The sequence below is a fragment of the Streptomyces sp. CC0208 genome (assembly GCF_003443735.1).
In the GTDB taxonomy this organism is placed as follows: domain Bacteria; phylum Actinomycetota; class Actinomycetes; order Streptomycetales; family Streptomycetaceae; genus Streptomyces; species Streptomyces sviceus.
This window is the reverse complement of the sequence record NZ_CP031969.1, coordinates 3,910,033-3,922,988: the sequence shown is the minus strand read 5'-3', so window position 1 is coordinate 3,922,988 and position 12,956 is coordinate 3,910,033. Positions and strand designations below refer to the sequence as shown.

At 70.7% G+C, this 12,956-nt stretch carries 13 protein-coding genes; 11 read left to right on the top strand and 2 right to left on the bottom strand.

Annotated elements, in window-relative coordinates:
* Positions 1 to 39: 39 nt before the first annotated feature.
* The 10 genes from D1369_RS17845 to D1369_RS17800 all read left to right on the top strand — a co-directional run bounded on the left by D1369_RS17845 (position 40) and on the right by D1369_RS17800 (position 8,217).
* Positions 40 to 969, top strand: coding sequence for a DUF2520 domain-containing protein (locus D1369_RS17845; RefSeq protein ID WP_037900985.1), 930 nt, complete (start codon positions 40 to 42; stop codon positions 967 to 969).
* On the top strand, positions 966 to 1,958 hold the full coding sequence (gene panC, locus D1369_RS17840) for a pantoate--beta-alanine ligase (protein ID WP_007383763.1): 993 nt from the start codon (positions 966 to 968) through the stop codon (positions 1,956 to 1,958). Before D1369_RS17845 ends, panC begins: the two co-directional genes overlap by 4 nt.
* Positions 1,959 to 1,969: 11 nt before the next feature.
* A complete protein-coding gene (locus D1369_RS17835) occupies positions 1,970 to 3,718 on the top strand; it encodes an L-aspartate oxidase (RefSeq protein ID WP_118083140.1) in 1,749 nt (582 codons plus the stop codon).
* 5 nt (positions 3,719 to 3,723) lie between these two features.
* The gene (gene nadC / locus D1369_RS17830; protein ID WP_007383765.1) at positions 3,724 to 4,710 is read left to right on the top strand and encodes a carboxylating nicotinate-nucleotide diphosphorylase; all 987 of its coding nucleotides are present in this window, start codon (positions 3,724 to 3,726) and stop codon (positions 4,708 to 4,710) included.
* 5 nt (positions 4,711 to 4,715) lie between these two features.
* A complete protein-coding gene (locus D1369_RS17825) occupies positions 4,716 to 5,513 on the top strand; it encodes a type III pantothenate kinase (RefSeq protein ID WP_007383766.1) in 798 nt (265 codons plus the stop codon).
* Positions 5,514 to 5,646: 133 nt separating this feature from the next.
* Positions 5,647 to 6,339 carry a hypothetical protein gene (locus tag D1369_RS17820; protein ID WP_007383767.1) on the top strand — a complete coding sequence of 231 codons (693 nt, stop codon included), beginning with the start codon at positions 5,647 to 5,649 and terminating at the stop codon, positions 6,337 to 6,339.
* Between the two features lie 58 nt (positions 6,340 to 6,397).
* Complete coding sequence (locus tag D1369_RS17815) at positions 6,398 to 6,562, top strand: hypothetical protein (protein WP_007383768.1); 165 nt, start codon at positions 6,398 to 6,400, stop codon at positions 6,560 to 6,562.
* A gap of 146 nt (positions 6,563 to 6,708) precedes the next feature.
* Entirely contained in the window at positions 6,709 to 7,101 is a 393-nt protein-coding gene (locus D1369_RS17810) for a BlaI/MecI/CopY family transcriptional regulator (RefSeq protein ID WP_007383769.1), read from the top strand.
* 9 nt (positions 7,102 to 7,110) lie between these two features.
* Positions 7,111 to 7,659, top strand: coding sequence for an amino-acid N-acetyltransferase (locus D1369_RS17805; protein WP_007383770.1), 549 nt, complete (start codon positions 7,111 to 7,113; stop codon positions 7,657 to 7,659).
* Between the two features lie 222 nt (positions 7,660 to 7,881).
* Complete coding sequence (locus D1369_RS17800; protein WP_007383771.1) at positions 7,882 to 8,217, top strand: Lsr2 family protein; 336 nt, start codon at positions 7,882 to 7,884, stop codon at positions 8,215 to 8,217.
* A gap of 47 nt (positions 8,218 to 8,264) precedes the next feature.
* Here the strand turns inward: D1369_RS17800 and D1369_RS17795 are convergent, their stop codons facing one another.
* On the bottom strand, positions 8,265 to 9,059 hold the full coding sequence (locus tag D1369_RS17795; protein ID WP_037900989.1) for an SCO3374 family protein: 795 nt from the start codon (positions 9,057 to 9,059) through the stop codon (positions 8,265 to 8,267).
* Positions 9,060 to 9,490: 431 nt separating this feature from the next.
* Here D1369_RS17795 and D1369_RS17785 point away from each other — a divergent pair, with 431 nt between their 5' ends.
* On the top strand, positions 9,491 to 12,016 hold the full coding sequence (locus D1369_RS17785) for an ATP-dependent Clp protease ATP-binding subunit (RefSeq protein WP_007383773.1): 2,526 nt from the start codon (positions 9,491 to 9,493) through the stop codon (positions 12,014 to 12,016).
* Positions 12,017 to 12,311: 295 nt separating this feature from the next.
* On the opposite strand, the gene D1369_RS17780 is transcribed toward D1369_RS17785, so the two are convergent.
* On the bottom strand, positions 12,312 to 12,953 hold the full coding sequence (locus tag D1369_RS17780) for an HAD family acid phosphatase (protein ID WP_037900991.1): 642 nt from the start codon (positions 12,951 to 12,953) through the stop codon (positions 12,312 to 12,314).
* Between the last annotated feature and the right edge of the window lie 3 nt (positions 12,954 to 12,956).

Genomic DNA, 12,956 nt, shown 5'->3' with positions numbered 1-12,956 from the left:
GTACCCAGATGCGGACTGGAACGGGAAGGCCGCCGTCGCGTGAGTACAGCCCAACAGCCAGACAGCAAGGACCGCCCCGCGCGGCTCACCGTCGGCGTCGTCGGCGCCGGCCGGGTGGGGCCGACGCTCGCCGCGTCCCTCCAGCTCGCCGGACACCGTCCGGTGGCCGTCTCCGGAGTCTCAGACTCCTCCAGGCGACGAGCCGCGCTGATGCTCCCGGACGTCCCGCTCGTCACCCCGGCGGACGTCCTCCAGCGCGCCGACCTGGTGCTGCTGACGGTCCCCGACGACACCCTGCCCGGTCTCGTCGAGGGCCTCGCCGAGACCGGCGCGGTGCGTCCGGGGCAGCTGCTCGTGCACACCTCCGGGCGGTACGGCGCGAAGGTCCTCGACCCCGCTCTGCGCGCGGGCGCCCTGCCGCTGGCCCTGCACCCGGCGATGACCTTCACGGGCACCCCGGTGGACGTCCAGCGCCTCGCGGGCTGCTCCTTCGGCGTCACCGCCCCCGAGGAACTGCGGCTGGCCGCCGAGGCCCTCGTCATCGAGATGGGCGGCGAGCCCGAGTGGATCGAGGAGGACAAGCGCCCGCTGTACCACGCGGCCCTCGCCCTCGGCGCCAACCACCTGGTCACCCTGGTCGCACAGGCCATGGAGCTGCTGCGCTCGGCGGGTGTCGAAGCCCCCGACCGGATGCTCGGCCCGCTGCTCGGCGCCGCCCTGGACAACGCCCTGCGCTCCGGAGACGCGGCGCTCACCGGACCCGTCGCGCGCGGGGACGCGGGAACGGTCGCCGCGCACGTCACGGAACTGCGCGAGCACGCCCCGCAGACCGTCGCGGGCTATCTGGCGATGGCCCGCGCGACCGCCGACCGCGCGCTCGCCCACGGACTGCTCAAGCCGGAGCTCGCCGAGGACCTCCTGGGGGTACTCGCCACCGGGACCGACGGCGCCGAGGGAGACGCCCGATGACCACCACCCTGCTGCGTACCGCCGACGAACTGCACGCCCGCACGCGCGTGGGACGCCGGGCCGTCGTGATGACCATGGGCGCCCTGCACGAGGGCCACGCCACCCTGGTCCGCACCGCGCGCGAGATCGCCGGACCGGACGGCGAGGTCGTCGTCACCGTCTTCGTGAACCCCCTCCAGTTCGGCGCGGGAGAGGACCTCGACCGCTACCCGCGCACCCTGGACGCCGACCTCAAGATCGCCGAGGACTCCGGTGCGGACGCCGTCTTCGCGCCCGCCGCCGACGAGGTCTACCCCGGCGGCGAGCCCCAGGTGCGCATCAGCGCGGGCCCGATGGGAGAGCGCCTGGAGGGCACCTCGCGCCCCGGCCACTTCGACGGCATGCTCACCGTCGTCGCCAAGCTGCTCCACCTCACCCGCCCCGACATCGCCCTCTACGGCCAGAAGGACGCCCAGCAGCTCGCCCTGATCCGCCGGATGGTGCGCGACCTGAACTTCGGCGTCGAGATCGTCGGCGTGCCCACTGTGCGCGAGGACGACGGCCTGGCCCTCTCCAGCCGCAACCGCTACCTCTCACCGCGGGAACGGCGCACGGCGCTCGCGCTCTCCCGCGCCCTGTTCGCGGGGCGCGACCGGCACGCTGCACAGGAGGCGCTGCGCGCGCGGGCCCTCGAGGTGCCCGCCACGCACGCGCGTGCCGAGGCCCTGAGCGCCCTGGGCGAGTCCCGCGCGGCCGCCGACGCGCACGCGGTCGCGAAGGCCCTGCCCGGAGCCCCGTCGGCGGTCCGCGCGGCCGCCCGGCTGGTCCTGGACGACGCCGGGCGCCTCGACCCCCCGCTCGCCCTGGACTACCTCGCACTCGTCGACCCGACCGACTTCACCGAGATCGAGGACGACTTCACCGGCGAGGCCGTCCTCGCCGTCGCAGCCCGGGTGGGGACGACCCGGCTGATCGACAACATCCCGCTGACCTTCGGAGCCGCCTCGTGACCAGCACAGGCATACGCCCGCCCGTCGCCCACCACCACCCTCAAACGAGAGCGCTTCGCGCTCACCTCCACCTCCACGCCCCCGCCCCCGGGTGGTCCATCGACGCGGACGTCGTGGTCGTCGGCTCCGGCGTCGCCGGCCTCACCGCGGCCCTGCGCTGCCAGGCCGAGGGCCTGAGCACCGTCGTGGTCACCAAGGCCCGCCTCGACGACGGCTCCACCCGCTGGGCGCAGGGCGGCATCGCCGCGGCCCTGGGCGAGGGCGACACCCCCGAACAGCACCTGGACGACACGCTGGTCGCGGGCGTGGGCCTGTGCGACGAGGAGGCCGTGCGGATCCTCGTCACCGAGGGACCCGACGCCGTACGCCGCCTCATCGCGACCGGCGCGCACTTCGACGAGTCCGAGGCGGGCGACCTCGCGCTCACCCGCGAAGGCGGCCACCACCGGCGCCGGATCGCGCACGCGGGCGGTGACGCGACCGGCGCGGAGATCTCCCGGGCGCTCGTCGAGGCCGTACGCGCGCGAGGACTGCGCACCATCGAGAACGCGCTCGTGCTCGACCTGCTGACCGACGCCGACGGCCGCACGGCGGGTGTCACCCTGCACGTCATGGGCGAGGGCCAGCACGACGGCGTGGGCGCCGTGCACGCCCCCGCGGTCGTCCTCGCGACCGGCGGCATGGGCCAGGTGTTCTCCGCGACCACCAACCCGAGCGTGTCGACGGGCGACGGTGTGGCGCTCGCCCTGCGCGCGGGCGCCGAGGTCAGCGACCTGGAGTTCGTGCAGTTCCACCCCACCGTGCTGTTCCTCGGCCCGGACGCCGAGGGCCAGCAGCCGCTGGTCTCCGAGGCCGTGCGGGGCGAGGGCGCCCACCTGGTCGACGCCGACGGCGTGCGCTTCATGACCGGGCAGCACGAACTGGCCGAGCTCGCCCCCCGCGACATCGTCGCCAAGGGCATCATGCGCCGCATGCAGGAGCGGGACGCCGAGCACATGTTCCTCGACGCCCGGCACTTCGGCGCCGAGATGTGGGAGCACCGCTTCCCGACGATCCTCGCCGCCTGCCGCGCCCACGGCATCGACCCGGTCACCGAGCCCATCCCGGTCGCACCGGCCGCCCACTACGCCTCCGGCGGCGTGCGCACCGACTCCAAGGGCCGCACGACCGTCCCGGGCCTGTACGCGTGCGGCGAGGTCGCCTGCACCGGCGTGCACGGCGCGAACCGGCTCGCCTCCAACTCCCTCCTGGAGGGACTTGTCTACGCCGAGCGCATCGCCGCCGACATCACGGCGAGCCGCGCCGGCCTCCACGCGCGCGTGCCCGCCCCCGTCGAACAGCCCGAGAGGCCCGCGCACCCGCTGCTCGCCCCCGAGGCCCGGTTCGCGATCCAGCGGATCATGACCCAGGGCGCGGGCGTGCTGCGCTCCGCCGAGTCCCTGTCCAAGGCCGCCGACGAGTTGCAGCAGTTGCACACCGACGCCCGGGACGCCCTCGCCGAGAACGGCAAGACGGCCGAGCCCGGCGTCGACACCTGGGAGGCCACCAACCTCCTGTGCGTGGCCCGTGTCCTGGCCGCCGCGGCCCTGCAGCGCGAGGAGACGCGCGGCTGCCACTGGCGCGAGGACGCGCCCGACCGCGACGACACGGCGTGGCGCCGCCACATCGTCGTACGGCTGAATCCCGACCGGACCCTCGCCGTACACACCACGGATACCGCAGACTTCCCCCCGACCCGGCAGCACCTCCAGGAGCAGTGACACCAGTGAGCACCGACGACCTTCCCCTCGCCTCGTCCGGCGGCTGCGGCGACGGCTGTGCCTGTGGCACCGCCTCCGACGGCCTCGACGAGGAGTACCTGGAGTGCGGGCTCGACCCCGCGCTCGCGCAGCTCCTGGCCGATGCCGGGCTCGACCCCGTGGAGGTCGAGGACATCGCCAATGTCGCCATCCAGGAGGACCTCGACCACGGCGTGGACGTGACGACCGTCGCGACCATCCCCGAGGACGCCGTCGCCACGGCCGACTTCGTCGCGCGCGAGGCGGGCGTCGTGGCCGGCCTCAGGGTCGCCGAGGCGGTCGTCTCGGTGGTCTGCGAGGACGAGTTCGAGGTCGAGCGGCACGTGGAGGACGGCGACCGGGTGGAGGCGGGACAGAAGCTCCTGTCGGTCACCACGCGCACGCGTGACCTGCTCACCGCCGAGCGCAGCGCGCTCAACCTGCTGTGCCGGCTCTCGGGCATCGCGACCGCCACGCGCGCGTGGGCGGACGCACTGGAGGGCACCAAGGCACGCGTGCGGGACACGAGGAAGACGACTCCCGGCCTCAGGTCACTGGAGAAGTTCGCGGTGCGCTGCGGCGGCGGGGTCAACCACCGGATGTCGCTGTCCGACGCGGCGCTGGTCAAGGACAACCACGTGGTCGCCGCCGGTGGCGTCGCCCAGGCCTTCAAGGCCGTCCGGGAGACCTTCCCGGACGTGCCGATCGAGGTCGAGGTCGACACCCTGCACCAGCTGCGGGAGGTCGTGGACGCGGGCGCCGACCTGATCCTGCTGGACAACTTCACGCCCGGTGAGTGCGAGGAGGCGGTCGCGCTCGTGCACGGGCGGGCCGCGCTGGAGGCCTCCGGGCGGCTGACGCTGGCCAACGCGCGCGCGTACGCCGACACCGGGGTCGACTACCTCGCCGTGGGTGCGCTCACCCACTCCTCGCCGATCCTCGACATCGGCCTCGATCTGCGCGAGGCGGAGTAGTCGCGATGCTCCTCACCATCGACGTAGGCAACACGCACACCGTCCTCGGGCTGTTCGACGGCGAGGACATCGTCGAGCACTGGCGGATCTCCACGGACGCCCGCCGCACGGCGGACGAGCTGGCCGTACTGCTCCAGGGCCTGATGGGCATGCACCCGCTCCTCGGGGACGAACTGGGCGACGGCATCGACGGGATCGCCATCTGCGCGACCGTGCCGTCCGTGCTGCACGAGCTGCGCGAGGTGACGCGGCGCTACTACGGCGATGTGCCGGCCGTGCTGGTCGAGCCCGGGGTGAAGACGGGGGTGCCGATCCTCACCGACAACCCCAAGGAGGTCGGCGCGGACCGGATCATCAACGCGGTGGCGGCCGTCGAACTGTTCGGCGGCCCCGCGATCGTCGTGGACTTCGGCACGGCGACGACCTTCGACGCGGTGTCCGCGCGCGGGGAGTACGTCGGCGGTGTCATCGCGCCCGGTATCGAGATCTCCGTGGAGGCGCTCGGGGTCAAGGGGGCGCAGCTGCGGAAGATCGAGGTGGCCCGGCCGCGGAGCGTGATCGGGAAGAACACGGTCGAGGCGATGCAGTCCGGGATCGTGTACGGCTTCGCCGGGCAGGTCGACGGCGTGGTGGGCCGGATGGCCCGGGAGCTCGCGGAGGACCCGGAGGACGTGACGGTGATCGCCACGGGCGGGCTGGCGCCGATGGTGCTCGGAGAGTCGTCGGTGATCGACGAGCACGAGCCCTGGCTGACGCTGGTGGGGCTGCGGCTGGTGTACGAGCGGAACGTGTCGCGGATGTGACCTGGGGCCGGGCCGGGACGCGTGGACCGGCATTGGGGTGGCCCGGTCGCGCCACACCCGCCCCCTATGACGGGTTTGTCTGATTAGCGCGTACTGTCGCCGCATGCCCACGCCATATGGATCCCGCGGCGGCATGGCGTTCGGCGTGGAGGAGCTGCGTGTGCTCCGCCGCGCTCTCGCCCTCGCCCTTCACCCCGCCCCTGCTTCGGCCGAGGACATCAAGGACTGCCACCGCCTCGCCGAGTCCCTCGACGAGGCGGTGCGTGAGGGTGCCCGGCTGCGCGCCTTCCTGGTGGCCGACCTCGACCGGTACCGCGCCGCGCTGCCCGGCACCGCCGCCGGCTACCTCACCCTCCTGGAGGAGGCGCTGGGCGCCGGGTACCGGCCCCAGCCCGACGATCTCGCCGCGCTGCGGGCGCTGCGCGGCACCCCCGTCGCGGCGGCGCTGCTGATCCGCTGCCAGATGCTGGCCGAACGCGACGTACGGGCCCGTCTCGCGGGCGCCACGGGCGCCCGGCGTGCCCCGGTGACCCCCGTCGTCCCGGCCTCCCGCACGCGCCTCCTGGCGCTTCCCGGAGGTCTCTCCGGAGGTCTTTCCGGAGAGCTCCGCGAAGGGCCTTCCGGGCTCGCGCCGGGCGGTCCGGCGGAACAGGACGCCAAGGAGCCGGCGAAGCGTCCGGAGAAGGCCCCGGTCAAGCCCGCCGAGAAACCCGCCCCCGCCGCCCCGAAGCCCTCCCGGCCCATCCCCACCCCGGGCGAGGTCTTCCCCCGTCGCAAGCCGGCCCCGCCCCCGGCGAACCCGCCGCAGCAACTGGCCGCGGGCTGATTCCGGGCAGTCCGCACCCCGCCCGAGTTGTCCCGGTGCCGCTGGCTACCCTGGACGCATGGACTATGTCTCCGCGCTCGTGCCCCCGGTCGTCATGGCCGTGTTCTTCATCGGTTTGATCCGGGTCATCGTGAAGACCCAGGGCGGGGCCAACAAGGCCAAGGAGGACGCGGCCGTCGACGCCGCCCTCGCGCGCGCGGAGGCGGCCAAGCAGGTCGACTGACCGGCCGCGCCTCGTCGGCGTACGACTCTCCGAGCCACCGCGCTTTCGGAGTCGTACGCCCTTTTTGTTGCTGTTTGGCGTTGAAAGGGCCCGTCGCACGCCGATAGCCGGATCTCCCACTATTGTGCTGAGGTGTGCCTCGCCCATTGGGAGAACTCGAAGACGCGGTCATGACGCGGGTGTGGAAGTGGAACCGCCCGGTCACCGTTCGAGAAGTCCTGGAAGACCTTCGGCAGGAACGGTCCATCGCGTACACCACGGTGATGACCGTTTTGGACAATCTCCATCAGAAGGGCTGGGTGCGTCGTGAGGCGGAAGGCCGGGCCTATCGATATGAGGCGGTCTCCACACGGGCCGCCTACGCCGCCGCACTGATGAACGACGCCTGGTCCCAGAGCGACAACCCCGCCGCCGCTCTCGTCGCCTTCTTCGGGATGATGAGCGAGGAACAGCGACAGGCACTCCAGGACGCCGTACGGATCGTCGGGGGACCGACCGTGGAGAACCCCGACTCGGCATCGCGGGACGGCGGGCGATAGCGTCCGCTCATGTCCGCGAAGAGCCCCTCAGCCGAGAACCCCGAAGTCACCGCAAAAGCCATCACCGTCCGGCGGGCCCGCACCAGCGATGTCGCCGGCATCCGTCGGCTCCTTGACTCCTACGTCCGCGACCGCATCCTGCTCGACAAAGCGACGGTGACGCTTTACGAGGACATCCAGGAGTTCTGGGTCGCCGAGCGCGACGACAACGCCGAGCTGGTCGGCTTCGGCGCCCTGCATGTCATGTGGGAAGACCTCGCGGAAGTGCGCACTCTCGCCGTGAAGCCAGGGCTGAGGGGCGCCGGGGTCGGACATCAGTTGCTGGAGAAGTTGTTGCAGACGGCCCGCTGGCTCGGTGTTCGTCGCGTTTTCTGTCTCACCTTCGAAGTGGACTTCTTCGGCAAGCACGGCTTCGTCGAGATCGGTGAGACACCCGTTGACACCGATGTCTACGCCGAGCTACTGCGTTCCTATGACGAAGGCGTGGCAGAGTTCCTCGGTCTCGAACGGGTGAAACCGAACACCTTGGGCAACAGCCGGATGCTTCTGCATCTGTGATCGCCAGGGATTCTGCCGCTCGGCCCTGCCCGGGTTCCCTATGTCCGAAACGCGCATGTTTCCGGACGGGGCGACCCCTGTCGGTCTCTCCCGGGGGTTTGTGTTTTCCCAGCAAAAGCGGTTTGCTTTCCGACGTAGTGCAGTACTGCATATAACAGGGGACGGCGAAACGGCGGACGCCGCAGACCCCCGGCCCTCAAGTATTGGATGAAAGGAAATCCGGTGGCACAGAAGGTTCAGGTCCTTCTTGTCGATGACATCGACGGCGGCGAGGCGGACGAGACCGTCACGTTCGCGTTGGACGGCAAGACGTACGAGATCGATCTCACGACTGCCAATGCGGACAAGCTCCGTGGCCTTCTCGACCCCTACGTGAAGGGCGGTCGCCGTACCGGAGGCCGTGCTTCGGGTGGGCGCGGAAAGACGCGGGCCGCTTCCGGTGGCAGCCAGGACACCGCTCAGATTCGCGCCTGGGCGAAGGAGAACGGTTACGAGGTCAATGACCGCGGCCGTGTTCCGGCGAGCATTCGCGAGGCTTACGAGAAGGCCAACGCCTGATCGAGGGTCCGCCAAGGCCGGGTCCACGAAGGCCGGGCCGCGACGGCTTATGGCCGAGCGCACCGCAGCCGCAGCCGGTGGCACTGTGTGGCCACCGTGTTCACGACGCGTACGAGATCGGGGGCGCCCCCACCGCCCCTCAGGGCCGACACCGTCGGCAGCGAGGCCTCGACCTCGCACCCAGGCTCGGGGGGCCGCACCCACACGGCGGCCCCCTGCAGGGCGCCCGGGCGGCCCAGGACGAGAGGTCGCCGGCTTCCGCCGGCCCGGCTCGTCTCCTGCGGCTCTTTCGCCGCTTCCAGCTCTTTCCGCGACGGCCGGGGCATGAGCCCGCCCGGTTCCGGGAGTGACGGCAGGACACGGGACGGGTCCTCGCCGGACACCGGACTCCCGGACCGTCCCGACGAGAGCTCCGTGAGCCGGCCCACCCCGGGCTCCGGCGGACACGGTGCCTGCATCTCGCCGCCCGTCCCCACCATCCGCAGGTCGAGCGCCAGCGTGCCCCACTCCAGCCAGTCCAGCAGGCCCGGCAGCTCCTCCGCGCTGCCCGCCGCCACCAGGAGCAGCATCCGGTCGCCCCACAGCGCCACCGGAGAGGCCTCGGCGAGGTGGCGCAGGGCCACGCGTCCCGCCTCGGCCGGCACGTCCAGGACGTCGAAACGAAGCCCCAGGCGCAGTCGTACGGGAGATTCAGGGGCGCTCGCGGGCACCGTGGGCCAGCCCAGTTCGTTCTCGTACCAGCGACGGACCGGATCGTCGCCGAAAGCGGCCCGTTCCAGCGGCCGACGGGGGAGCGGGACCACGGTGAGATCAGTGGTGAGAGAGGGGCGGCTGGCGACCATGCCAAGTGCAACCGCCGGAAAGGCGCGAGAGTTACGCTGGGTGTGCCTGCGTGTGCGAAGAGTGTCCGAAGAGGGGGCGTGCGGAGGTGCGGGGTGGCACAAGGTTGTTCGCCCGTAGCGGAGGGACGGGGGGCGTACGGCATGGACTGTCGGTCCGAGCGGGTAAGACATCCCTAGTGGGAGGGGGCGACACGCAGGGAAAGGCCGTCTCACGTTCGCCATCGGCGTACTGGCGACTGGGGTAACTGCCTGGCCTGCGGGAACATCGTCTCGCACCATCGGGTTGGAGCAGATGTCGGCGTTCGGGGTCAGGAGGCCATCGACGGTGTCGGCAGTTGGAATGAGCGGTCCCCGCTTGCGGGACTAAGCTGCGGAAGGACAGGGAGGGGAAGTTCCCCCCACTGCCTGACCGCTCTGAGGAGCGATTAACGATGTTCGAGAGGTTCACCGACCGCGCGCGGCGGGTTGTCGTCCTGGCTCAGGAAGAAGCCCGGATGCTCAACCACAACTACATCGGCACCGAGCACATCCTCCTGGGCCTGATCCACGAGGGTGAGGGTGTCGCCGCCAAGGCCCTTGAGAGCCTCGGGATTTCGCTCGAGGCGGTCCGCCAGCAGGTGGAGGAGATCATCGGGCAGGGGCAGCAGGCCCCGTCCGGGCACATCCCCTTCACCCCCCGTGCCAAGAAGGTCCTGGAGCTGTCGCTCCGCGAGGCCCTTCAGCTGGGCCACAACTACATCGGCACGGAGCACATCCTGCTCGGCCTGATCCGTGAGGGCGAGGGCGTCGCCGCCCAGGTCCTGGTCAAGCTGGGCGCAGATCTCAACCGGGTGCGGCAGCAGGTCATCCAGCTGCTCTCCGGTTACCAGGGCAAGGAGACCGCCACCGCCGGCGGGCCTGCCGAGGGCACCCCCTCGACGTCCCTGGTCCTCGACCAGTTCGGCCGGAACCTCACCCAGGCCGCTCGTGAGTCCAAGCTCGACCCGGTCATCGGGCGCGAGAAGGAGATCGAGCGGGTCATGCAGGTGCTGTCCCGCCGTACCAAGAACAACCCGGTGCTGATCGGTGAGCCCGGCGTCGGCAAGACCGCCGTCGTCGAGGGCCTCGCCCAGGCCATCGTCAAGGGCGAGGTGCCCGAGACCCTCAAGGACAAGCACCTCTACACCCTGGACCTCGGCGCGCTGGTCGCCGGCTCCCGCTACCGCGGTGACTTCGAGGAGCGCCTGAAGAAGGTTCTCAAGGAGATCCGCACCCGCGGCGACATCATCCTGTTCATCGACGAGCTGCACACGCTGGTCGGTGCGGGTGCCGCCGAGGGCGCCATCGACGCCGCTTCGATCCTGAAGCCGATGCTGGCCCGTGGTGAGCTGCAGACCATCGGTGCGACCACGCTGGACGAGTACCGCAAGCACCTGGAGAAGGACGCGGCCCTGGAGCGCCGCTTCCAGCCCATCCAGGTCGCGGAGCCGTCCCTGCCGCACACGATCGAGATCCTCAAGGGTCTGCGCGACCGGTACGAGGCCCACCACCGTGTCTCGATCACGGACGAGGCCCTCGTCCAGGCCGCCACCCTGGCCGACCGGTACATCTCGGACCGCTTCCTGCCGGACAAGGCGATCGACCTGATCGACGAGGCCGGTTCGCGGATGCGCATCCGCCGGATGACCGCGCCGCCGGACCTGCGCGAGTTCGACGAGAAGATCGCCGGTGTCCGCCGGGACAAGGAGTCCGCGATCGACTCGCAGGACTTCGAGAAGGCCGCCTCCCTCCGCGACAAGGAGAAGCAGCTCCTGGCCGCCAAGGCCAAGCGGGAGAAGGAGTGGAAGGCCGGCGACATGGACGTCGTCGCCGAGGTCGACGGCGAGCTGATCGCCGAGGTCCTCGCGACCGCCACCGGCATCCCGGTCTTCAAGCTGACCGAGGAGGAGTCCTCGCGTCTGCTGCGCATGGAGGACGAGCTCCACAAGCGGGTCATCGGCCAGGTCGACGCCGTCAAGGCGCTGTCGAAGGCGATCCGTCGTACGCGTGCCGGTCTGAAGGACCCGAAGCGTCCCGGTGGTTCGTTCATCTTCGCCGGCCCGTCCGGTGTCGGTAAGACCGAGCTGTCCAAGGCGCTCGCGGAGTTCCTCTTCGGTGACGAGGACGCGCTGATCTCCCTCGACATGTCGGAGTTCAGCGAGAAGCACACGGTCTCGCGGCTCTTCGGTTCGCCTCCCGGTTACGTGGGCTACGAAGAGGGCGGCCAGCTGACCGAGAAGGTCCGCCGCAAGCCGTTCTCCGTCGTCCTGTTCGACGAGGTCGAGAAGGCCCACCCGGACATCTTCAACTCGCTGCTGCAGATCCTGGAGGACGGTCGTCTGACCGACTCCCAGGGCCGGGTCGTGGACTTCAAGAACACGGTCATCATCATGACGACCAACCTCGGCACCCGGGACATCTCCAAGGGCTTCAACCTGGGCTTCGCGGCCTCGGGCGACAAGAAGACCAATTACGAGCGCATGAAGAACAAGGTCTCGGACGAGCTCAAGCAGCACTTCCGGCCCGAGTTCCTCAACCGCGTCGACGACGTGGTCGTCTTCCCGCAGCTGACGCAGGAGGACATCCTCGCGATCGTCGACCTGATGATCGCCAAGGTGGACGAGCGCCTCAGGGACCGGGACATGGGCATCGAGCTCTCCCAGTCCGCCAAGGAGCTGCTGTCGACCAAGGGTTACGACCAGGTGCTGGGCGCGCGTCCGCTGCGGCGCACGATCCAGCGCGAGATCGAGGACACGCTCTCGGAGAAGATCCTCTTCGGTGAGCTGCGTCCCGGTCACATCGTGGTCGTCGACACGGAGGGCGAGGGCGAGACCAAGACCTTCACCTTCCGCGGCGAGGAGAAGGCGGCCCTGCCGGACGTCCCGCCGATCGAGCAGGCGGCCGGCGGTGCCGGACCGAACCTGAGCAAGGACGCGTAAGCCTCAGGGCGATGCGTTGAAGGGCCGCTTCGGAACCACGGTTCTGGAGCGGCCCTTTTGTGTGCCCACGGCGCGGAAGAGTTCGTCGTGTGGCGCAGGGTGGGCAGTTGGCGCATGAGGGGGCGATGGCGGCGGCTTCTTCTTCGGCCGGGAAGTGTGGCCCGCCCGGGGAGTCCGAGGGTTTAGCCGACCAGGCCGGCGCCGACGCCGGGGTCGGCTGACCGGCCGGCCCGGCCGGAAGGGGTTCCATCCGCCGTTGCCGTGAGCGCGACGGCGGATGAAGCCTGGCCGGAGGTCAGGACAACTGGCCGTCGTAGTCCGGGAGTTTGAAGGTCTTCTCGGCATGGCCGCCCGACAGGTCGGTGGCGCTGTTGCCGATGTTCGCGATGATCGTGTAGCCCTTGTTCTCGATGTCGACGCGCTGGGCGGTCTTGTAGGCGGCGACGTCCTTGAAGAGGTCGACGAAGCCACGGACGTAGAGGCCGCCCACCTGGTAGCCGACGTGCTTGAGGTTGTAGTCGGTCACCGAGGCGATGATGCCGGGGCGGGCGGTCACGAAGAACAGGGAAACGCCGTGCTGTTGGGCGTACTTCGCGACCTCCAGGACGGGCTTGTTGGCCGGCTGGGGGTAGCTGAAGCCGAAGTCCGTCTCCAGGGCCGTGTTGTCGATGTCGAGGACGACCGCCTGCTTCTCGCCGGGCCGGGGGGCGGCGATACGCGTCTTGAGGTAGGGCAGGGCCTGGTTCATCACGGCCTGGCAGTCGGTCTGCCAGGTGGCGTAGTCGACGTCTTCGGCCGCGGCGGTGGCGGTCGTGGAGGTGCTCGCGGTGCTCGCGGTGGTCGTCGCGGCCTCGGCGGGGATGGCCAGGGCGACGAGTGCGGCTGCGGAGACGGTGGTTACGGCGGTGCGGCGCGCCCAGGGGCGTCGGATTCTCATGTT

Coding starts and splice junctions, on each gene's coding strand:
- panC (WP_007383763.1), top strand. CDS start 966: ATGACCACCACCCTGCTGCGTACCGCCGACGAACTGCACGCCCGCACG.
- D1369_RS17825 (WP_007383766.1), top strand. CDS start 4,716: ATGCTCCTCACCATCGACGTAGGCAACACGCACACCGTCCTCGGGCTG.
- D1369_RS17820 (WP_007383767.1), top strand. CDS start 5,647: ATGGCGTTCGGCGTGGAGGAGCTGCGTGTGCTCCGCCGCGCTCTCGCC.
- D1369_RS17815 (WP_007383768.1), top strand. CDS start 6,398: ATGGACTATGTCTCCGCGCTCGTGCCCCCGGTCGTCATGGCCGTGTTC.
- D1369_RS17805 (WP_007383770.1), top strand. CDS start 7,111: ATGTCCGCGAAGAGCCCCTCAGCCGAGAACCCCGAAGTCACCGCAAAA.
- D1369_RS17795 (WP_037900989.1), bottom strand. CDS start 9,059: ATGGTCGCCAGCCGCCCCTCTCTCACCACTGATCTCACCGTGGTCCCG.
- D1369_RS17785 (WP_007383773.1), top strand. CDS start 9,491: ATGTTCGAGAGGTTCACCGACCGCGCGCGGCGGGTTGTCGTCCTGGCT.
- D1369_RS17780 (WP_037900991.1), bottom strand. CDS start 12,953: ATGAGAATCCGACGCCCCTGGGCGCGCCGCACCGCCGTAACCACCGTC.